21 protein-coding genes are annotated in these 19,638 nt (G+C 54.0%); 17 read left to right on the top strand and 4 right to left on the bottom strand.

Going from position 1 to position 19,638, the window contains the following annotated elements; genetic code table 11:
• The first annotated feature begins 5 nt into the window (after window positions 1-5).
• The 15 genes from yfmF (at window position 6) to KNP72_RS00485 (ending at window position 14,292) form a co-directional block, all read left to right on the top strand.
• Window positions 6-1,244 carry an EF-P 5-aminopentanol modification-associated protein YfmF gene (gene yfmF, locus KNP72_RS00555; protein WP_214720411.1) on the top strand — a complete coding sequence of 413 codons (1,239 nt, stop codon included), beginning with the start codon at window positions 6-8 and terminating at the stop codon, window positions 1,242-1,244.
• The gene (gene yfmH / locus KNP72_RS00550; protein WP_214831792.1) at window positions 1,241-2,500 is read left to right on the top strand and encodes an EF-P 5-aminopentanol modification-associated protein YfmH; all 1,260 of its coding nucleotides are present in this window, start codon (window positions 1,241-1,243) and stop codon (window positions 2,498-2,500) included. Before yfmF ends, yfmH begins: the two co-directional genes overlap by 4 nt.
• Window positions 2,497-3,192 carry an elongation factor P 5-aminopentanone reductase gene (gene ymfI / locus KNP72_RS00545; RefSeq protein ID WP_214831790.1) on the top strand — a complete coding sequence of 232 codons (696 nt, stop codon included), beginning with the start codon at window positions 2,497-2,499 and terminating at the stop codon, window positions 3,190-3,192. The genes yfmH and ymfI overlap by 4 nt, the downstream gene beginning before the upstream one ends.
• Before the next feature lie 97 nt (window positions 3,193-3,289).
• Entirely contained in the window at window positions 3,290-4,066 is a 777-nt protein-coding gene (locus KNP72_RS00540) for a YmfK family protein (protein ID WP_021067616.1), read from the top strand.
• Window positions 4,067-4,114: 48 nt separating this feature from the next.
• Window positions 4,115-4,966 (top strand): helix-turn-helix domain-containing protein, encoded by an 852-nt coding sequence (locus KNP72_RS00535; RefSeq protein ID WP_251128796.1) that lies wholly within the window; start codon window positions 4,115-4,117, stop codon window positions 4,964-4,966.
• Window positions 4,967-4,997: 31 nt separating this feature from the next.
• Entirely contained in the window at window positions 4,998-5,576 is a 579-nt protein-coding gene (gene pgsA / locus KNP72_RS00530) for a CDP-diacylglycerol--glycerol-3-phosphate 3-phosphatidyltransferase (RefSeq protein WP_021067614.1), read from the top strand.
• Window positions 5,577-5,643: 67 nt separating this feature from the next.
• A complete protein-coding gene (locus KNP72_RS00525; protein WP_214831786.1) occupies window positions 5,644-6,870 on the top strand; it encodes a competence/damage-inducible protein A in 1,227 nt (408 codons plus the stop codon).
• A 76-nt stretch (window positions 6,871-6,946) separates the two neighbouring features.
• A complete protein-coding gene (gene recA, locus KNP72_RS00520) occupies window positions 6,947-7,996 on the top strand; it encodes a recombinase RecA (RefSeq protein WP_021067612.1) in 1,050 nt (349 codons plus the stop codon).
• Between the two features lie 187 nt (window positions 7,997-8,183).
• Window positions 8,184-9,746 (top strand): ribonuclease Y, encoded by a 1,563-nt coding sequence (gene rny, locus KNP72_RS00515; protein ID WP_029595337.1) that lies wholly within the window; start codon window positions 8,184-8,186, stop codon window positions 9,744-9,746.
• Between the two features lie 48 nt (window positions 9,747-9,794).
• Window positions 9,795-10,589, top strand: coding sequence for a TIGR00282 family metallophosphoesterase (locus KNP72_RS00510; protein ID WP_214720407.1), 795 nt, complete (start codon window positions 9,795-9,797; stop codon window positions 10,587-10,589).
• Between the two features lie 26 nt (window positions 10,590-10,615).
• Window positions 10,616-10,876: a stage V sporulation protein S gene (locus tag KNP72_RS00505; RefSeq protein WP_012726477.1), complete on the top strand. Its 261-nt coding sequence runs from the start codon at window positions 10,616-10,618 to the stop codon at window positions 10,874-10,876.
• Window positions 10,877-11,045: 169 nt separating this feature from the next.
• The gene (gene tdh / locus KNP72_RS00500) at window positions 11,046-12,122 is read left to right on the top strand and encodes an L-threonine 3-dehydrogenase (RefSeq protein ID WP_214831785.1); all 1,077 of its coding nucleotides are present in this window, start codon (window positions 11,046-11,048) and stop codon (window positions 12,120-12,122) included.
• Window positions 12,123-12,137: 15 nt separating this feature from the next.
• Window positions 12,138-13,319, top strand: coding sequence for a glycine C-acetyltransferase (locus tag KNP72_RS00495; protein ID WP_214831783.1), 1,182 nt, complete (start codon window positions 12,138-12,140; stop codon window positions 13,317-13,319).
• Window positions 13,320-13,639: 320 nt separating this feature from the next.
• Window positions 13,640-13,810 carry a hypothetical protein gene (locus KNP72_RS00490; protein WP_214831781.1) on the top strand — a complete coding sequence of 57 codons (171 nt, stop codon included), beginning with the start codon at window positions 13,640-13,642 and terminating at the stop codon, window positions 13,808-13,810.
• Window positions 13,810-14,292 carry a hypothetical protein gene (locus tag KNP72_RS00485; RefSeq protein ID WP_214831779.1) on the top strand — a complete coding sequence of 161 codons (483 nt, stop codon included), beginning with the start codon at window positions 13,810-13,812 and terminating at the stop codon, window positions 14,290-14,292. Before KNP72_RS00490 ends, KNP72_RS00485 begins: the two co-directional genes overlap by 1 nt.
• 24 nt (window positions 14,293-14,316) lie before the next feature.
• On the opposite strand, the gene KNP72_RS00480 is transcribed toward KNP72_RS00485, so the two are convergent.
• Window positions 14,317-14,865 carry a DUF4256 domain-containing protein gene (locus tag KNP72_RS00480; protein ID WP_029595342.1) on the bottom strand — a complete coding sequence of 183 codons (549 nt, stop codon included), beginning with the start codon at window positions 14,863-14,865 and terminating at the stop codon, window positions 14,317-14,319.
• Window positions 14,866-14,982: 117 nt separating this feature from the next.
• Window positions 14,983-16,140 (bottom strand): MFS transporter, encoded by a 1,158-nt coding sequence (locus tag KNP72_RS00475; protein WP_214831777.1) that lies wholly within the window; start codon window positions 16,138-16,140, stop codon window positions 14,983-14,985.
• Between the two features lie 145 nt (window positions 16,141-16,285).
• Between KNP72_RS00475 and KNP72_RS00470 the strand changes: the two genes are divergently transcribed.
• Window positions 16,286-16,834: a GNAT family N-acetyltransferase gene (locus tag KNP72_RS00470; protein WP_214720230.1), complete on the top strand. Its 549-nt coding sequence runs from the start codon at window positions 16,286-16,288 to the stop codon at window positions 16,832-16,834.
• Here KNP72_RS00470 and KNP72_RS00465 read toward each other — a convergent pair whose 3' ends face one another.
• A complete protein-coding gene (locus KNP72_RS00465; protein WP_214831775.1) occupies window positions 16,835-17,230 on the bottom strand; it encodes a hypothetical protein in 396 nt (131 codons plus the stop codon).
• A gap of 62 nt (window positions 17,231-17,292) precedes the next feature.
• Window positions 17,293-18,291, bottom strand: a complete 999-nt coding sequence (locus KNP72_RS00460) for a site-specific integrase (RefSeq protein WP_214831773.1) — start codon at window positions 18,289-18,291, stop codon at window positions 17,293-17,295.
• Between the two features lie 102 nt (window positions 18,292-18,393).
• Here KNP72_RS00460 and hflX point away from each other — a divergent pair, with 102 nt between their 5' ends.
• Window positions 18,394-19,638 carry a GTPase HflX gene (hflX, locus tag KNP72_RS00455; protein WP_021067595.1) on the top strand — a complete coding sequence of 415 codons (1,245 nt, stop codon included), beginning with the start codon at window positions 18,394-18,396 and terminating at the stop codon, window positions 19,636-19,638.

The following is a 19,638-nucleotide window of genomic DNA, read 5'->3' as shown; positions in this document are numbered from 1 at the left end:
CAGTTATGAAAGGAATCGAACAATTTCAACAGCGATTGCACTATTCGGTCTACCCGACCCAAAAATTCAAGACGACGACATGTCTCGTCTCGTTCGCGGCGCCATTGTCGCCTGAGACGATTGCAGCCCGCGCCTTGTTGCCGTATGTGATGGAGAAGGCGACGGAAGCCTATCCGTCGATCGAACTGTTCCATACACCGCTCGAACAACTGTATGACGCAAGCCTGTACGCCGGGGCCTCGAAAGTCGGCAAAGAGCATATCATCCAGTTCCAGCTTGAAGTCGTGAACGACGAACTCGTCGGCGAACCGGTGCTAGCTCAAGCCATCAAACTGCTCGAGGAAGTGCTACTTCGTCCGAACGCCTATGACGGGGCGTTCCAACCGCTCATCGTTGAGCAAGAGACCCGCCTTCAGCGTCAACGGATCGAATCGGTATACGATGACAAGATGCGCTTTGCCCAACAACGTCTGCAAGAGCTGCTCGGCGGAGAACTCGCCATCCCATCGCTTGGGACACTTGACCAGTTGGAGCACGTGACACCTCGGACGTTGTTCGAAGCGTATGAATCGATGATCCGTCACGACCGCGTCGACGTTTATGTCGTCGGAGACGTCAGTCGTGAACAAGTGACGGACGCGTTCGCCCCGCTCGAAGGGCTCGGAGAACGTCTCGTTCGGGAGTATCCCCAGCCGGTCGACCGTGAGTTTCAACGGCTCGAGGAACATCAAGCCATCAATCAGAGCAAGTTGCACCTTGCCTATCAAGTCGACATCGACCCGAGAAGTGAGGACGCCGTCCGGATGCAAGTCGTCAACGGCTTATTCGGCGGCTTCCCGCACTCGAAACTGTTCATGAACGTCCGCGAAAAAGAGAGCTTGGCCTATTACGCGGCCTCGCAGTATAGCTCGCTCAGCCGGATGCTGTTCGTCTACGCCGGAATCGATGCCTCGAACCAGGCCAAGACCGAGGCGATTATCGCCGACCAGCTAGTCGACCTTCAAGCCGGCACGTTCGAGGATGAGACGCTCGAACAGACGAAAGCGATGTTATTCCATCAGCGTCGTCAACTCGGCGACAATCCGCGTCAATTGATTGCTTGGATGAGCGGTTCGGACATCCGTCCGTTCTCGCTCGACGAAGAGATGGCGATTATCGAACGGACGTCGCGTCAAGACGTGGCCGCGCTCGCGAACCGATTGACGCTACAGGCCGTCTATTGTTTAAAGGGGGGAACCGCATGAAACTCGATTTTCCTAACGTCGGAGAGACGCTACATTATACCGTCCTCGAGAACGGATTGACGGTTTACTTATTGAAAAAGACCGGCTATGAGAAAACGTACGCCACGTTCACGACCAAATACGGGTCGATTGATCGTCGGTTCAAGCTAGAGGACTGGGTCGACGTACCGGACGGAATCGCCCACTTCCTCGAGCATAAGATGTTCGAGAAAGAGGACGGCGACGTGTTCCAACAATTCGGACGCCTCGGTGCGTCGGCGAACGCGTTCACGTCGTTCACCCGGACGGCATATTTATTCGGTGCGACGTCGAACGTCAGTGAGAACTTGAAGACGTTAATCGACTTCGTCCAAGCGCCGTACTTTACAGAAGCATCGGTCGAAAAAGAGAAAGGCATCATCGGTCAAGAGATTCAGATGTATCAAGACAATCCAGGTTGGAGGCTCTACTTCGGTTTGATTGAGGCGATGTACGCCGAACACCCGGTCAAAATCGATATCGCCGGGACGATCGACTCGATCAGTGCCATCACGGCGGACGATTTGTATCGTTGCCACCAAGCGTTTTATCATCCGAGCAACATGGTGCTGTTCGTCGTCGGGAATATCGACCCGGACGCGATTCTCGCCGAAATCACCGCCAACCAGGCGGCGAAGACGTTCCCGCAGCCGCTGTTGACGGCGCGGGAAGAAATCGAAGAGCCGGAGACGGTGCATCTGGCCGAACGCATCATCGAGATGGACGTCTCCGTCCCGAAAGTGATGATCGGATATAAGGATACACCGCTCACCGGCAAGGACGGCATGAAGCAAGAGCTCATCGTCGAGCTCCTCATGCACGCCTTGTTCGACACGACGGCGCCGCTCTACGCGGAACTGTATGCCGAAGGATTGATCGATGACGCGTTCTCGTTCGACTATACGTCAGAAGAGACGTTCGCCTTCGCCGTCCTGTCGATGGAGACGCCGCACGTCGAGCCGTTCGTCGACCGTATCACGTCCGCCCTCGAGCGTCCGCTCGAACTCGGCGCCGAGACGCTCGATCGCAAGAAGCGCATGATGAAAGGACAGTTTTTGAAGGCACTCAACTCACCGGAGTTCATCGCCAACCAGTTCTCACGTTACGCGCTCAGCGGCGGCAACATGTTCGACATCCCTGATTTGCTCGATGCGATTTCACTCGACGATCTGTACGCCGCGTATGACCGTCTATTCCAAGCCGATCACCGGACCGTCTGCATCGTTAAGAAACCGTGACGACGCTCATCACGGGAGCGAGCGGGGCGATCGGCCGTGCCGTCGCCCTGTCGTTCCGAGACGATGACCTCATCTTGCAGGCGCATACGCAAGCAGAATCGCTCCGTGCATTCGTCGCGAGCGAAGGACTGACGGCTGACGTCGTCACGTGTGACCTCGATGATGTGGCCGGGCTCGAGGCTTGGCTCGGCACACTCGGACCGGTCGACCGCATCATCCACGTCGCCGGCAATCATGCCTACGGGTTGCTCGTCGACCAGTCGCTCCTCGAACTCGATCGGCTGTACCGGATTCATGTCCGCTCGATGGTCCGGCTCGTGCAGCACGTCGTCGGGCAAAAAGCGTACGACCGCCCCCTGGACATCGTGGTCGTCTCGAGCGTCTGGGGTGAGGTTGGTGCGGCCGGGGAAGTCCTCTATTCGACGGTCAAGGCCGCCCAGCTCGGATTCGTCAAAGCGTTCGCCCGTGAGGCGGGACCGTTCCATGTCCGCATCAATGCGGTCACGCCGGGGTGGATTGACACTCCGATGAATGATACCGTAGAAGAGACGAAACAAACCGCCCGTGAGGAGATTCCGCTCGGCCGGTTAGGCGGACCTGAGGACGTGGCGGAGACGATTCGTTTCCTCTGCTCTCCTGCCGCCGCCTATATGACGGGTGCCGTGCTCCGCATCGATGGCGGTTGGGTATAAAACTTTGTCGCCACGACTGAAACGAGTTCTTTTCAATTCTTCTAAAATAATTTAGAATGAACAAGGTAGCGAGCACACATCGGAAAGGGTGGACGAGATGGATCATAAGTTCGAAGAATGGTATCTCGAATATGAACTTTGCCAAAATCGGCCCGGTATCCTGGGGGATATCGCTTCCCTGATGGGGATGCTTCAAATCTCAATCGTGACGATTAACGGCGTCGATCTCCAGCGCCGCGGCATGCTGTTAAAGGCCCCGGCCGCGGATCACGTCCATCGTCTGGAACATATTTTGCGCAAGATGGAAGCCATCGTCGTCATCAAGCTCCGGCGACCGAAGCTTCGAGACCGAATCGCGATTCGACATGGGCGCTACATCGAGCACGACAATGACGACAAGAAGACGTTCAAATTCGTCCGCGAGGACTTAGGTGTCCTCGTCGACTTCGTCGCCGAACTGATGAAAGAAGAACGGCACTTGTTGATCGGGGTGCGCGGCAATCCGCGTGTCGGAAAGACCGAGTCGATTGTTGCGGCGAGCGTCTGTGCGAACAAGCGCTGGCTGTTCCTGTCATCGACGCTCATGAAGCAGACGGTGAGGACCTCGTTGTTCGAAGAAGAACGCGAAGGGGACCACGTCTATATCATCGACGGTGCCGTCTCGACCCGGACGATGGATGAACGCCATCGTCAATTGATTCGAGAAGTCATGCGGTTGCCGTCCGTGAAAGTCATCGAGCATCCGGACCTATACGTGCGCAACACCGATTGCGTGTTCGAAGACTTTGATTACATCATCGAACTGAGGAACTCACAAGATGAGGAGATTATCATTCCTCAAGAGACACATCGTGAGGCAGAATGGTTTGAATAACTACTTGAATGGAAGGTGTGGACCCCTGTGACAGAACTAGGGACTTTTTTGAAACAAAGGCGTGAGGCGAGCGGTTTGACGCTCGACCAAATCCAGCAGACGACGAAGATTCAAAAACGCTATATCATCGCGATCGAGGAAGGTGATTACAAAAATCTCCCTGGCTCGTTCTATGCACGGGCGTTCATTAAAACGTATGCGGAATCGTTAGGACTTGATGTCGATGAACTGTACGAGACGTATGCGAAAGACTTGCCGAAAATCGAGCCGCAACCGACCGTTCAATTATCGCGAAAGCAAACCTATTCGAAAGCGTCCGAGACGTCGAGCCGTGTCTCGCGTTGGGTACCGAAAGTCATGCTCGTGCTCGTCGCGTTCCTGTTGATGACGGCCGTCTATTACGTCGTCCGAAACCTTGATTTCGGCGACCAAAACGCGTCACCGGCTGAACAGACGAACTCGGGTGTAACCATTGATCAAAACAAGGACGTGCCGGAAGAAGAGCCGGTCGAAGAAGAACCGCCGGCCGAAGAACCGGTCGAAGAAGAACCGGCAGAAGAGACGGGACCGATTGCAGTCGCGTCGACGAACGGGGCAGACCTCACATATGAGATCGCGACGGCCGATAAACTGACGACGGAGATTCATGTGAAAGAGTCGCCGGCGACATATGTCGGTGTTCGGGACACCTCACTCGAGGGAGCGTTCCTCGCTCCGGAATATCCGAACCAATCGAAACAAAACCCGATTGTAATCGAGGACGCGGAGACGGATACGCTTCGCATCCGAATCGGCTTGATCGGTGGGGTCGAGAAAATTGTTGTCAATGGCCGGGAGCTTGAATTAGCCGACTCGCCGGTCACACAAAATATATTTGTAAAGAGAGTCGACGCAGAATAAGTTGACTCTCCTTCTAGAGGAGGAGTTCTCGATGAACCTACCTAACCGTTTGACGATGTTACGGGTGTTGCTCATCCCCGTGTTCGTCGTCTTACTCGCCGTAGATTTTGATTGGGGAGACATCGCTTTCCTCGGGGCGGACGTACCGCTCCATCAATTCATCGCCGCGGTCATCTTTACGATTGCCGCTATCACTGACTGGCTTGACGGGCATCTCGCCCGGAAGCACAACTTGGTCACCAACTTTGGGAAATTCATGGATCCGCTCGCTGACAAACTACTCGTCACGGCGGCACTCGTCCTGCTCGTCGAGATGGATCTCGTCGCGGCATGGGTCGTCGTCGTCATTCTCTCGCGTGAGTTCGCGGTGACGGGACTTCGTCTCGTGGCGGCCGATGAAGGAATCGTCGTCGCGGCCGGGAAGTCGGGCAAAGCGAAGACATGGGTCCAACTCTTTGCCATCATCTTCCTGCTGTTCGGCAACCCGATTTTCAGCTATGTCGGCATCCCGTTCGGCGAATGGGCGATGTGGCTCGCGCTCGTCTTGACCATTTACTCAGGGGCCGAATATTTCGCACAAAACTATAAGATCATTGTAAAGTCGATGTAACCATCGGCATAGACGAGTTGTTCAGCTTGGCCGAACAGCTCGTTTTTTTATTGGGGGAGGAATTTGGATGAAACGCACCGAAATCATTGCGGTAGGCTCTGAACTGCTCTTAGGGGAAATCACGAACATGAACGCCCGTTACTTATCAGAACAGCTGTCGAAATATGGGTTGTCCGTGCTGTATCATGTAGTCGTCGGAGATAATCAGGAACGTTTGCGAGCGACACTCGAACAAGCGCGATCACGAAGTGAATTCGTCATCGTCACCGGCGGGCTCGGGCCGACGGCGGATGATATCACGAAGACGACACTCGCCGAGGTGCTCGGCCGTCCACTCATCCGTGACGAGGCATCGCTCGAGACGATCCGTCGCTTCGTCGCCTCGCGCGGACGCGAGCCGAACGAAGGGGACGCGCGGCAAGCCGACGTCTTGACCGGGGCCGAAGTGCTCACCAACCCGGTCGGTCTCGCGCCCGGGATGTGGATCGAGGACGAACCGACATGGCTGTTGTTACCGGGTGTCCCGTGGGAGATGAAAGCGATCGTCGACGCCACGTTCCCAGAAAAATTCGGCGGGATGACCATCGTCTCTGAATCGCTGCGCTTTTATGAGATTGGCGAGTCGGCGCTCGACGCGGCCGTCGCCGATTTGATGACCGGGTCGAACCCTACGGTCGCCCCGTACGCCGAATCGGGCGAGGCACGACTGCGCATCAGCGCCCGCGCCGATACTGAGACCGTGGCGCGGGAGATGATTGAACGGGTCAAACAGGATATTTTGGCGCGGGTCGGTCACTTTTACTTCGGTTCGGACGACGATACGCTCGCCGCACGGCTGATTCACGAGTTACAAGCGCGTCAGGCGACGCTGTCGATTGCCGAATCGCTCACGGGCGGTCAAGCCCAAGCGATGCTCACGGCCGTTCCAGGAGCATCCTCGGTGTTCAAGGGCGGGGTCGTCACGTACTCCGACGAGCTAAAAAATAGGTTTTTAGGGGTGTCCCTTGATACAATTGATTCACACTCGGTCGTCTCAAAAGAAGTCGCCTTTGAAATGATCCTCGGTCTGACGCGTCAGACCGGAACGGATTATGGGCTGGCGTTCACCGGCGAGGCCGGTCCGACGTCAAATTCGGGTCAGCCGGTCGGAAAAGTGTTCATCGGCATCCGGTCACCGGACGGGATTGACGTGATTGAACGTGATTACCCGCATCAAGAGCGGCATGTCATTCAAGCCCGGGCTACGAAAGACGGAATGTGGGCGCTCCTGCAACAAATGAAAAAAGGCGAATAAACGTTCGCAAAAAACTTGTGTATCGTCTTCGCTTCGCTTATAATGAAAGTATCAATCAAAGGAGGCTCATTAATCTATGAGTGATCGTAAACAAGCGTTAGAAATGGCATTACGCCAAATTGAGAAACAATTCGGTAAAGGCTCAATCATGCGCCTCGGTGAAAATACAGATCAGCAAGTTTCGGTGACCCCGTCAGGCTCAATCGCCCTTGACATCGCGCTCGGTGCAGGTGGTTATCCACGTGGTCGTGTTATCGAAGTGTACGGACCTGAATCGTCAGGTAAGACGACGGTGGCGCTTCACGCCATCGCTGAAGTTCAAAAGCGTGGCGGACAAGCTGCCTTCGTCGACGCCGAGCACGCGCTCGACCCGAAATACGCACAAAACTTGGGCGTCAACATCGATGAGTTGCTCTTATCACAACCGGATACAGGGGAACAAGCCCTTGAAATCGCGGAAGCCCTCGTCCGCTCTGGTGCGGTCGATATCCTCGTCGTCGACTCGGTTGCGGCACTCGTTCCGAAAGCCGAGATTGAAGGGGAGATGGGAGACTCACACGTCGGTCTTCAAGCCCGCCTCATGAGCCAAGCGCTCCGTAAATTGTCTGGTGCGACGAACAAGTCGAAGACAATCGTCATCTTCATCAACCAAATCCGTGAGAAAATCGGAATCATGTTCGGTAACCCGGAAACGACACCTGGTGGTCGTGCCCTCAAGTTCTACTCGTCGGTCCGTCTCGAGGTCCGTCGTGCTGAAACGCTCAAACAAGGTCAAGACATGGTCGGGAACCGGACGAAAATCAAAGTCGTCAAAAACAAGATCGCGCCACCGTTCAAGACGGCAGAAGTCGATATCATGTACGGCGAAGGCATCTCACGTGAAGGCGAGCTCATCGACATCGGGGCCGACCTCGATATTGTTCAAAAGAGCGGCGCGTGGTACTCGTACAACGAAGAGCGTCTCGGTCAAGGCCGTGAGAACGCGAAGCAGTATATGAAAGAGAACCCGTCGGTGGCCGCATCGGTTGAAGAACGGATCCGCGACCACTACGGTCTCAACGGTGAAAAGACGGTCACAGTCGAAGCTGACAACGATGACGTCCTCTCACTTTTAGACGAAGAGTAAGTAACCTTTCTCGCCTGACATGGTTCAGGCGAGATTTTTTTAGTATAATTTTTTTGATGAATTGGTAGTTCTATCCTGTCCGTGCATTGCATTCTAACAGGTAAATAAGTACAATAAAGCTATACGCGGGCTCGCTCGCGTTTTCATTCATGAAAAAATAAAATAACCTTGCGAAAGGGAGGTGAACATGATGGAATGGCTATTAGAGCTTATTCTGATCCTCCTTTTGCCGATAGCTTTTGTTGCAGGTTTTTTTGTGCGTAAATCGATCGCCGAAGCGAAGATTCAAGGTGCCGAGACGGAAGCGACCAAGATTGTAGAGCAAGCGCGACAACAATCGGAAGCGATGCAAAAAGAAGCACGGCTTGAAGTAAAAGAAGAGATGATTCAACTTCGCAATGAAACCGAACAAGAATTGCGCGAACGACGTGAAGAGCAGAAAGTGAAAGAAAATCGTTTCGTCCAAAAGGAAGAGCTTCTCGACCGGAAAGCAGACATGCTTGAACGGAAAGAAGACGCCTTGGATGAACGTGAGGCTGCACTCGCGAAACGGAAGCGTGAAGCGGAAACGCTCGAGAGCAAAGTGGAGGAATTATATGAGGAGGCACGCCAAGAACTAGTACGCGTGGCAGCCTTGTCGAAAGAAGAAGCACGGACCATCATCATGGACGAAGCGAAGCAGGAAGCGCTTCACGATGCTGCTCTCCTTCAAAAAGAAATCGAGCAAAAAGCAAAATTAGAAGCTGATAAAAAAGCGAAACACCTCTTGTCTCTCACGATGCAACGTTATGCGGCCGAACACGTCGCCGAGACGACCGTATCAGTCGTCAACTTGCCGAGTGATGAGATGAAAGGGCGGATTATCGGACGTGAAGGACGTAACATCCGCACGCTCGAGACACTCACCGGCATCGACCTCATCATCGATGACACGCCGGAAGCGGTCATCCTGTCTGGATTTGACCCGGTCCGTCGTGAAATCGCCAAGATGACGCTCGAAAAACTCGTTCAAGACGGTCGGATCCATCCGGCCCGCATCGAAGAGATGGTCGAGAAATCACGTCGTGAAGTCGATGAACGCATCCGTGAATACGGGGAAGAAGCGACATTCTCAGCCGGCATCCACGGAGTCCACCCGGACCTCGTCAAGACGCTCGGTCGAATGCGTTACCGGACGAGTTACGGTCAAAACGTGCTCGCCCACTCGGTCGAAGTGGCCCACCTCGCCGGCATGATGGCCGCCGAGCTCGGGGAAGACGTCACGCTCGCCAAGCGAGCGGGTCTCCTCCACGATATCGGGAAAGCCATCGACCATGAAGTCGAAGGCAGCCACGTCGAGATCGGTGTCGAGCTCGCCACGAAGTACAAAGAGCATCCGGTCGTCATCAACTCGATCGCCTCGCACCATGGGGACGTCGAAGCGACATCGACGATCGCGGTTCTCGTCGCAGCGGCTGACGCCTTGTCAGCGGCGCGTCCAGGAGCCCGTCAAGAGACGCTCGAAAGCTATATCCGACGCCTGGAGCGCCTCGAAGCGATCTGTGAGTCGTTCGAAGGCGTCGAGAAGTCATATGCCATCCAAGCGGGACGTGAAGTCCGGATCATCGTCCGCCCAGACGTCGTCGATGACGTCGTGGCGAACAAGATGGCCCGTGACATCTGTAAACGGATCGAAGATGAGCTTGACTATCCAGGCCAAATCAAAGTGACGGTCATTCGCGAAACGCGTGCCGTCGATTATGCGAAGTAACAAGAGCGGAGACATTCTCCGCTTTTTCTATTGGAGGAGGACAAGACTATGAAAATCTTATTTATCGGCGACGTGGTCGGAAAACCAGGTCGCGACATCTTGAGCGCCCAAATCGGACGCTTAAAAAGCAAATATAGCCCGACGTTCATGCTCGTCAACGGTGAAAACGCAGCCAACGGACGCGGTATCACAAAAAAAATCTATCAACAATTTCTCGAGCTTGGATTCCACGGCGTGACGATGGGGAATCATACTTGGGACAACCGTGACATCTTTGACTGGATCGATGATGCCGACCGCATCGTCCGCCCGGCCAACTATCCTACCGGTACGCCCGGTGTCGGGATGATGGTGTTGAAACAAGGCGGGAAGAAGCTCGCCGTCATCAACGCGATGGGGACGGTGTTCCTGCCGTCGCTCGACTGTCCGTTCCGCACCGTCGACGCGCTCGTCGAAGAGATTCGCGGCGAGGTCGATGCGATTTTCGTCGACATGCACGCCGAGGCGACGAGTGAGAAGATTGCGATGGGCTATCACCTTGACGGTCGCGTCCAAGCCGTCGTCGGCACCCATACGCACGTTCAGACGGCTGACAACCGCATCCTGAACAATGGCACGGCGTACATCACTGACGTCGGGATGACGGGTCCGCTCGACGGGGTGCTCGGCATGGATGCCGAGGTCGTCTTAAGAAAATTCATCACCCAGCTCCCGGTCCGGTTTGAAGTTGCCGAGGGACGGGAACAACTAAATGGAGTTTTAATCACAATCGATGACCAATCGAAACGAGCCACGAAAATCGAACGCATACACCTAGATGATCAGACCGTATGGTTTGATTGAACAACCTACCCGAGGGGGAAACAAGAATGGACGTACTCAAAGTTTCGGCAAAATCGAATCCTAACTCCGTGGCGGGTGCACTCGCTGGCGTACTTCGTGAAAAAGGAACGTGTGAGATTCAAGCAATCGGCGCTGGAGCGCTCAATCAATCCATCAAAGCGGTCGCGATCGCGCGTGGTTTCGTCGCGCCGAGCGGGCTGGATTTGATTTGCATCCCTGCGTTCACCGACATTATGATTGACGGAGAAGAACGAACGGCAATCAAGCTCATCATCGAACCACGATGAGCTTGCGGTCGGGACATAGGTCCTATTCTTGTAAGAGAAGCCATCGGCGCGGATGGCTTCTCTTTTTTGTCTGGAAAATCGACGTTCTATCTTCTCAGGTTCGTCATTTTATGACAAGATGAAAGAGAACGTGAAGTTCGATTAAGAGATGAAGAGGGGGACGTTTTCAATGGAACAGCTCGTGTCTACGACAGAGAAGGAAGCAACGACACCTGTGATGAAAGCGATTCAAAAACATACGGCCGGATTCGGGGCCCAATTGGTCGAAGTGCCAGTCCCGACACCAGGAACCGGGGAAGTGTTAATCAAAGTGAAAGCGACATCGATTTGTGGGACCGATGTCCACATTTATGAGTGGGACGACTGGGCAAAGAGCCGGGTCAAACCGCCATACGTGTTCGGTCACGAGTTCGCGGGGGAAGTCGTGGCGCTCGGGGAAGGAACGAAACGCATCCAAATCGGACAAACCGTATCGGCCGAGACTCATATCGTCTGTCACCAATGTAAACAGTGTTTGCGCGGGCAGTATCATATCTGTAAGAACACGAAAATCATCGGTGTCGACACGCAAGGCTGTTTCGCTGAATACGTCGTCATGCCTGAAGAGAACTTGTGGGTCAATCCAGAGTCGATGCTGGCCAAGCTCGCCTCGATTCAAGAGCCGCTTGGAAACGCCGTCCATACAGTGCTCGCGAGTGACGTGTCGGCCAAGTCGGTCGCCATCGTCGGGTGTGGGCCAATCGGGCTCATGGCCGTCGGCGTCGCCAAAGCGGCGGGCGCGAGCCGCGTCTATGCGATTGACGTCAACCCGTACCGGTTGAAGCTCGCCGAAGACATGGGGGCGGACGTCGTCATCAATAGCCTCGAGCAAAATCCGCTCGAGCTGATCATGGATCAGACCGATGGGGACGGCATCGATGTCGTCTGTGAGATGAGCGGGCATCCGGTCGCCATCGACCAGGCGTTCAAGATGGTCACGGCCGGCGGGGACGTCAATGTGTTGTCACTACCAGCCAAGCCGGTCGCCATTGACTTGACGCGTGACGTCGTCTTCAAAGGGGTGCGCGTTCAGGGCATCACCGGACGTAAGATGTATGAGACGTGGGGTCAAGTGTCGACGCTACTCGCGACAGGTCAGCTGAACGTAGAACCGATTATCACGCACGTGTTCAAGCTCGAGGAGTTCGAGCAAGGTTTCGAGCTCATGCGGGCCGGGAAGTGCGGTAAAGTGGTCTTATTACCATAAACAGGGGGAATCGATATGGCATTTGAACATATTACAGAAGCAGTCAATGAAATGAAACAAGCGGGCACGTTCCGCTCACTCGTGCCGCTCGAGTCGGCGCAAGCGAACGAAGTCACGATCGACGGCAAATCGCTCGTCCAGCTGTCTTCGAACAACTATCTCGGACTCGCCAACCATCCGCGCTTGAAACAAGCGGCGATTGAAGCGGTCGAACAGTTCGGGGCCGGCACAGGTTCGGTCCGGACGATTGCCGGGACGTTCGAGATGCACGAGGCGTTCGAACGCGAGCTCGCCGAGTTCAAACATACGGAAGCGGCGCTCGTGTTCCAGTCGGGCTTCGCGACGAACCTCGGCGTCTTGTCGGCCCTCCTCGGTCCGGAGGACGTCGTCATCAGTGACGCGCTCAACCACGCCTCGATTATCGATGGCATCCGGTTGACGAAAGCGGCTCGCCGCATCTATAAGCACACCGACCTCGCCGATTTAAAGGCGGCGTTGAAAGAGACGCAGGACTATCGGACGCGTCTCGTCGTCACGGACGGCGTCTTCTCGATGGACGGCAACATCGCGCCGCTTCCAGAAATCGTCGAGCTCGCCGAGAAGTATGACGCGGCGGTCATGGTCGACGATGCCCACGCCTCGGGCGTGCTGGGCAAAAACGGCCGCGGTACGGTCAACCACTTCGGGCTTGACGGCCGGGTCGCGCTCCAAGTCGGGACGCTGTCGAAAGCGATCGGTGTCCTCGGTGGCTACGTCGCCTGCTCGAACGACATTCGTGACTTCTTGATTCAAAAGGGACGTCCGTTCTTGTTCTCGACGTCACACCCGCCAGCGGTCGTCGCGGCGAACCGTGAGGCGATCCGTGTCATGAAAGAAGAAGAGGAGCTGTTCGATAAGCTTTGGGCGAACACCGAGTTCTTCAAGACGGGTCTTCGTGATCTCGGCTTCGATATCGGCCATGCGACGACGCCGATCACACCGGTCATGCTCGGTGAAGAGACGCTCGCGCACACATTCTCGGATAAGCTGAAAGACCACGGCGTGTTCGCACAGAGCATCGCCTTCCCGACGGTCGAGAAAGGCAAGGCCCGGATTCGGACGATCGTGACGGCGGAACATACCCGTGACGACCTCGAACGTGCGCTCGCTGCCTTCAAGGCGGTCGCCGAAGAATTGAACGTCACACTCCACGCGTAAGATTGAACTGCAGACAAATCGTCTGCAGTTTTTTTATTGGGGCGATGTGGTCGTGAGATAAACAATCATGCCCATTCGTACATTCATTTGAAATTTTTGGTAGACATATAGGAAGGCAGGCTCTAAAATTTGAACAGGTAACTCATAGTTTTTAGATATTTATTATTTCACATACCGTATTTTCATACATAAAGGAGTTTAAAAGAAAGATGTTAGCGACTGTTCTATTTTTAAGCGTCTGTCTAGGTATCATTTTATCAACCGCCGGCATGTATTTGCTGATCAAGCCGAAACGAATTGTATCAGGGGATAGTACGACTGTGGACAGCATTATTGGTACGCTCGTGCTTCATGTCATCATCGTCTGCATGACGACAAAGCACATAGGAGCACTTCTGTTGCTCCTCGGGATTGGCATGGGGATGGGGATACTATACGTTGAATTGTATGATGAGCTATTACCGCACGTGAATGAAGTGAGAACGTGGTGATGGAGCAAAACACGAATTTAGCGGTCGGAACAATCATGTACGCCGAAACATTTTCTATCCTGACGATTTCACCCCCATTCATTATCAACGTCATCTTTAGCGTGTTGATTTTAATTGGTGTGTTTTATTTTCGGAGTGAGAGTTGGAAAGGGCTGTTACTTAATATTGCTCTGACGCTGTGGTCACTGCTTTTCATATCGGTGTATATAATCGCCTGGTATGTGCGGTTGAAGTACGATATCACGCCGGACTTTGCGGCCTCGTTTGCGCCGGGTCTACTTCCAGGATGGAAAGAAATTATTGCGCAAGGGATGGAAGAACCAGATGTTACTGGGAATGCAGTCACATATAGTGCGTTGATCTTTTTCACTCGAAAATATAACGGATGGTATATGTGGGTGTTTAGAGCATTTGCCATCGTCCCGGTGAGTCTATTTTTCGTCAAGTATGTCCCCATCGTCTTCAATTGGCTCTTCACATAAAAAAAGCAAGGCACGTGGCCTTGCTTAAAGGATGAACATTCCGCGGAATCCTCGGGCCGCATAATACGAATCGGCACCATTATGATAGACGAAGATCTGGTCGTAGCGCCGGTCGCAGAATAAGGCGCCGCCTTTTTGACGAATCGATTCCGGGGTGGCAATCCAGCTCGACGTCTTCAAGTCGAACGTGCCGAGCGTCTGCAGATGGCGATACGTTGCTTCGTCGAGTAGCTCGATTCCCATCTTCTCAGCTGATGCGACGGCACTCCCATCCGGTTTGTTTTTTTTTCGTGCCGCTAACGCCGCATCGTCATAGCAGAGGCTGCGTCTGCCACTCGGGCTTTCAGGTGAGCAGTCGCAAAAAGCTAAGGCACCATTCGGAAGTCGAATGACATCTGGCTCACCGCTAGTCCGTTCCATCTCGGCAAGCACGCCGAGTTTCTGGTCGTTTGCTTGAAGACGCGTCAAGACGTCGTGCCAAGTGAAATCAGGATGCCGTTCCGGGTGGTCATTAAATCGAACATGCAGAGTTTGCAATATCTCGTCTTTTTCATGATTTGATAACGTATTCATATTTAGCTTCCTCCTAATCAGCGTTTTCTTTTAGTATACGCTATGCAGAATGAATCTGAAGCAACCGAAATAAGTTTAAAAACAGGCGCCCTCTCAAAGCAAGAAGGCGCCGTCTTATTATGCAGATTGAATCACATCTTCCGTCAAATCGATTTGTCGACCTAGCCAGATGAGCGGGACGGTCAGACCTGCGCCAATCAAATAGACGATGGCAATCGGCAATCCGTCCGCGAGCATTCCAAACGTCAGGCTGCCGATGCTGAAGGCGAGGGTATAAGCCGTCTGTTGGACGCTATAGACGTACGGAAGTTGCGAGGCAGGTGTCGTTTCTTGGAGCACCGTGTTCGTCTGGATGATGCGGAGTTGGGTGGCGTATCCTTGAATTGCGAGCGCAATGAGTGCGAACACGATATGAGACGTCACGCCGAACAACAAGGCAGCCCCGACCGACAGTAGGGAGCTGAAAGCAAGCGAACTGGTCCGTTGAGCGCGATACAAGTATGCACTGGCCAGAATCATGCTGATCAAGTAGCTCGCGTTCATCGTCCCCCACCAGCCCGTATCGATGTAGAGGTGTCGTTCCAGATAGACGAGCAAAAGCGCCGAAATCCAGAGCGTGCTGACGAAAGACTCGAACGTGACGAATACCGTGATTAATCGAGCATGAGGTACTGTTCGCACGATGGCGAGGCTGTCTCTAAGGGAAATGTCTGATTCACCATCTTCTACCGTCACGTCGCGGTCGAGTGAACGGACGAAGCGAAGCGTGACGAGCGTCGAGAGCATGAATAACATCAACGCGACGGTCAAGGCAATCGCGCTTGAAAACGAAGCGACGACCATCGTACCGAGCGGCCACATCGCCAGCTGGATGAACTGGTTCGACCCTTGGACGAGACTGTTCGCTTGTTGGCGATTCGTCGTCAGCCGGGGGATGAACGACGCTTGGACCGGACGGGCGAACCCATCCAAGAAGGCGATGAGCACGACGAGGCCGAGGACGAGAATCGACTCCGACCAAATGACGGCCCCGAGCAAGGTCGTCTTCAACAGTTGCGTGACGAGCAGCGTCTGACCGAGGGTGAACCGAGATAAGACGCGGGCAAAGAACAGACCGCTCACGGTCATGCCGATTGTGACGGCAATCGGGAAACTGGCCGCAGCCAGGGCGGAACCGGTCTGTTGATATAACAAAGCGATCAAGGCGACGATATAAAGCACGTCACCAATATTGGCCAGCCATTGACTGACCAGCAGCAGGTAAAACGACTTCATCATGACTCTCCTCCAGAACTATTCAATTTTGGGTGGATGACATGATGTCGACTTACATACTTTCACCGCTTTCAAATTATTTACAAATAGTTTACGATAAAATGATGAAGAACACAATAATTGGAAAGTAAGAGGGGGAAACGACATGTTACACTATGACATTAATGACCAGCTTCAACTACGAATGTTCACCATCGATGACGCGGAGGCGTTGTTCCAGTTGACGATGGCGTCGAAGCCATACCTTCGCGAGTGGCTCGGTTGGCTCGATTACACCGAGACGGTCGAGGATTCACGACAAAACATCGAAGGGCGAATTAAAGGATTGATGGAGACGGGCGGCTATCCGAAATCGTTCGCGATTGTGTATCAGGGTGAGCTCGCCGGGACAATCGGCTTCAACGATATCGACCGAGGCATCAAGTGCGGCACGGTCGGCTATTGGCTCGGCCAAGATTTTCAAGGGAAGGGCATTATGAGTCAAGCGCTCGAGACGGTCATTGATTACGGGTTCCGTGACTTGAAACTTGATAAAATTGAGATTCGGGTCGCGACCGGAAACGTGAAGAGTCGGGCCTTGCCGGAACGGTTCGGTTTCCTCGAAGAAGGGGTGCTTCGCAACGCGGAGTGGCTATATGACCGCTACGTCGACCACGTCGTATACGGCTTGTTGCGAAATGAGTGGGCCCACTGACTACAGCGTTTTGAAATGATGGCCAAGCAGTTGGTCGACCGCATAGAAAATGAAGGCGCTCGACACGCCAAGTAACGATGCGAGGTTGAATATACCTGTCTCGAAGATGGATGGATCGAATAACAGTCCATATGGGACCACGAACAACCAGCCAGCAATCAGATGGAACACGAAATACGTCACCCGTTTCGAACGGAATGGCGTCTTTTGGCTTATATACTCGGACAGTATAGAGGTGAACGTCCCGTAGATGAACACGATGGGGATCGCATAGAGCAAATAGACGGCCACGCTCGGTCCATATGACAAATCGAGCGCGTAGGGAAAGAAGAGCGGCAACACGAAAGGAATAATGAATAGACTGATGAGAGCAGATTGGATTTTTTGAAAAAACACGGTACGCCCACCTTTCGGATCATCAAGTAAAAAAAGCCGTCACCTGCAAAGATGACGACGGGTTACGGGGTGACGCCCCCTGATTCATAGAGCGTTGCGCCGAACTCCGCATACGCCTGCTCATAGCGCCGGAGCGATGACTCTTTATGCATACACGTCACGTTCATCCGTTCAAGTGACGTCATGTCGATCGCATACGTCTTCAAGACGTGGGCGTTCCGGAGCATCGACGGTGTGACCGAACGGCTGAGACCGCTGCGTTCATTCAATTGGCGCATCATCTTCGTAATCATGACGATCGTCAGCTGTTTCGGCTGGTTCTTCGCATACACCCAACGGAACGTCATCCGGGAGAAGTCGAACGAGACGAAGACGGGATCGTCCGAGTACCAACGCGGACGGACCGGCGTCGGGATGTCAGCCAAATAGTTCATAAGGAGTGTCTGGTCCTCTTGACTGAGTTTCAACGTGAACCGGTTGCCGAGCCGGTCATAGACGTCGAATTCATGGCTCGCGAGATGCAGGTCGTTCATCCGAAGACGGATGATATGGTGCACCCGGAGTCCATATTTATAGAACAACGTGACGATTAGCTCGTTCCGATTGACGAGATACGGATGCGCCTGAAGCTGGTTCTCACTCAGCCCGCTTGTCGAACGGATTGTCCGGACGAGCTTGCTGAACTCGGTCGGCAAGGCAATCTGGTCGACGGTGAGCGTATGAGCCGGTTGGGCATAGGCGAGCATCTTTTTCCGGAGCGGATTTAAAAAGACGGTCAGGCTATTGATGACGGTGACGATTCGGGCGACCGTCGCCTGTTGGTATTGCTTCTCTTCGATGAGGAAGTCGTTGACGAACGTCTTCCACGATTCGAGCGGGACGGCGAGCCACGCCTCCGGGGCATCGAGCTCGACGTTATGGTCATGAAAGTATTTGTGCACATCGATCAAGTCGTATCGATAGCGTTTCAGCGTCGACGGTTGACGGCCGCTCGCGCCGAGATGGAACAAGTACGCCTCGATATATTCAGGCAATGGATACTCTTTTCTACGTTTCGTCATGGACGTTCCTCCTTCTCCTCATATCGTACCACAAACGGACGTTCTCCATTCGCCGTTTCGTGGTAAGATGGAGGATGAGACTTATAGGAATGAGGGATTTTTATGCAACGAGAGAAAGTCATTATCGTCGGATGTCAATTACCGACTGTCGACGATTGGACATATGAACAATCGATGGGGGAACTCGTCGAATTGGTCGATACGGCACGAGGTGAGGTCGTCGCCCGTCTCGACCAGAAACGGCAACAAGTCGACCGCCGCACGTTCATCGGGAAAGGGAAAGTCGAGGAGCTCGCGGTGCTCATCGAACAGTTTGAGCCGGACATCGTCATTTTCAACGCCGAGCTGTCGCCAGCCCAGTCGAAGAACATCCGCATCTCGCTGAACGACCCGGACGAGATGAAACTGATTGACCGGACGCAATTGATTCTAGACATCTTTGCCGGACGGGCCCAATCGAAAGAAGGGAAGCTCCAAGTCGAGCTCGCCCAGATGAACTACCTGCTCCCGCGTTTAATCGGACAAGGCACGCAACTGTCACGTCTCGGTGGCGGAATCGGGACACGGGGACCGGGTGAAACGAAACTCGAGTCGGACCGCCGGCACATCAAGCGCCGCATCGATGAGATTAAGAAAAATCTCGAAGGCACCGTCGCGCACCGTGACCGTTACCGCGAACGTCGGAAAGAGAACCGTGTGTTCCAAGTCGCGCTCGTCGGATATACGAACGCCGGAAAATCAACAATTTTCAACCGCTTGACGGACGCCGATACGTACGAACAGGACGAATTGTTCGCGACGCTCGATCCGCTCACGCGTGAGCTCGAATTGCCACGCGGCGGGAAAGTGCTCATCACGGATACGGTCGGATTTATTCGCGACTTGCCGACGAAACTCGTCGCCGCGTTCCGCTCGACGCTCGAGGAAGTGCTCGGGGCTGACCTCGTCTTGCACGTCATCGATTCGTCAAACCCGCACTACATGAACCAGATCGACACGACCAACTCGGTCTTAACGGAACTCGGCGCGAGTGAGTTGCCGCAGCTCGAGGTATACAATAAGAAAGACCGGTTGACCGAAGACTTCGTCGGCGGACCGCTCGTCATCTCGGCGCTCGACTCGAACGATATCGAGACGCTCATCGGCGCGATCGAAGATAAGATTGCGGATGTGTTGACGAAAGTACACGTCATCTTGCCGGTCCGCTCGTTCGAGCATTACCATCCGGCCAAAGACTCGATGTATCGGCTCGAGGAGAAGTTCCTCGATGACGGTTCGGTCGAACTTGTCGGTTATATGAGAGAAGACACGCGTCTTTATGCGACGCTGAAACAATTTGAGGTGTGA

Source organism: Exiguobacterium sp. s152, assembly GCF_018618335.1.
Taxonomy (GTDB): Bacteria; Bacillota; Bacilli; order Exiguobacteriales; family Exiguobacteriaceae; genus Exiguobacterium; species Exiguobacterium chiriqhucha.
This window is presented reverse-complemented; position numbering and strand designations above follow the sequence as displayed.

Coding starts and splice junctions, on each gene's coding strand:
- yfmF (WP_214720411.1), top strand. CDS start 6: ATGAAAGGAATCGAACAATTTCAACAGCGATTGCACTATTCGGTCTAC.
- yfmH (WP_214831792.1), top strand. CDS start 1,241: ATGAAACTCGATTTTCCTAACGTCGGAGAGACGCTACATTATACCGTC.
- KNP72_RS00540 (WP_021067616.1), top strand. CDS start 3,290: ATGGATCATAAGTTCGAAGAATGGTATCTCGAATATGAACTTTGCCAA.
- pgsA (WP_021067614.1), top strand. CDS start 4,998: ATGAACCTACCTAACCGTTTGACGATGTTACGGGTGTTGCTCATCCCC.
- KNP72_RS00525 (WP_214831786.1), top strand. CDS start 5,644: ATGAAACGCACCGAAATCATTGCGGTAGGCTCTGAACTGCTCTTAGGG.
- recA (WP_021067612.1), top strand. CDS start 6,947: ATGAGTGATCGTAAACAAGCGTTAGAAATGGCATTACGCCAAATTGAG.
- rny (WP_029595337.1), top strand. CDS start 8,184: ATGATGGAATGGCTATTAGAGCTTATTCTGATCCTCCTTTTGCCGATA.
- KNP72_RS00510 (WP_214720407.1), top strand. CDS start 9,795: ATGAAAATCTTATTTATCGGCGACGTGGTCGGAAAACCAGGTCGCGAC.
- KNP72_RS00505 (WP_012726477.1), top strand. CDS start 10,616: ATGGACGTACTCAAAGTTTCGGCAAAATCGAATCCTAACTCCGTGGCG.
- tdh (WP_214831785.1), top strand. CDS start 11,046: ATGGAACAGCTCGTGTCTACGACAGAGAAGGAAGCAACGACACCTGTG.
- KNP72_RS00495 (WP_214831783.1), top strand. CDS start 12,138: ATGGCATTTGAACATATTACAGAAGCAGTCAATGAAATGAAACAAGCG.
- KNP72_RS00485 (WP_214831779.1), top strand. CDS start 13,810: ATGGAGCAAAACACGAATTTAGCGGTCGGAACAATCATGTACGCCGAA.
- KNP72_RS00480 (WP_029595342.1), bottom strand. CDS start 14,865: ATGAATACGTTATCAAATCATGAAAAAGACGAGATATTGCAAACTCTG.
- KNP72_RS00475 (WP_214831777.1), bottom strand. CDS start 16,140: ATGAAGTCGTTTTACCTGCTGCTGGTCAGTCAATGGCTGGCCAATATT.
- KNP72_RS00470 (WP_214720230.1), top strand. CDS start 16,286: ATGTTACACTATGACATTAATGACCAGCTTCAACTACGAATGTTCACC.
- KNP72_RS00460 (WP_214831773.1), bottom strand. CDS start 18,291: ATGACGAAACGTAGAAAAGAGTATCCATTGCCTGAATATATCGAGGCG.
- hflX (WP_021067595.1), top strand. CDS start 18,394: ATGCAACGAGAGAAAGTCATTATCGTCGGATGTCAATTACCGACTGTC.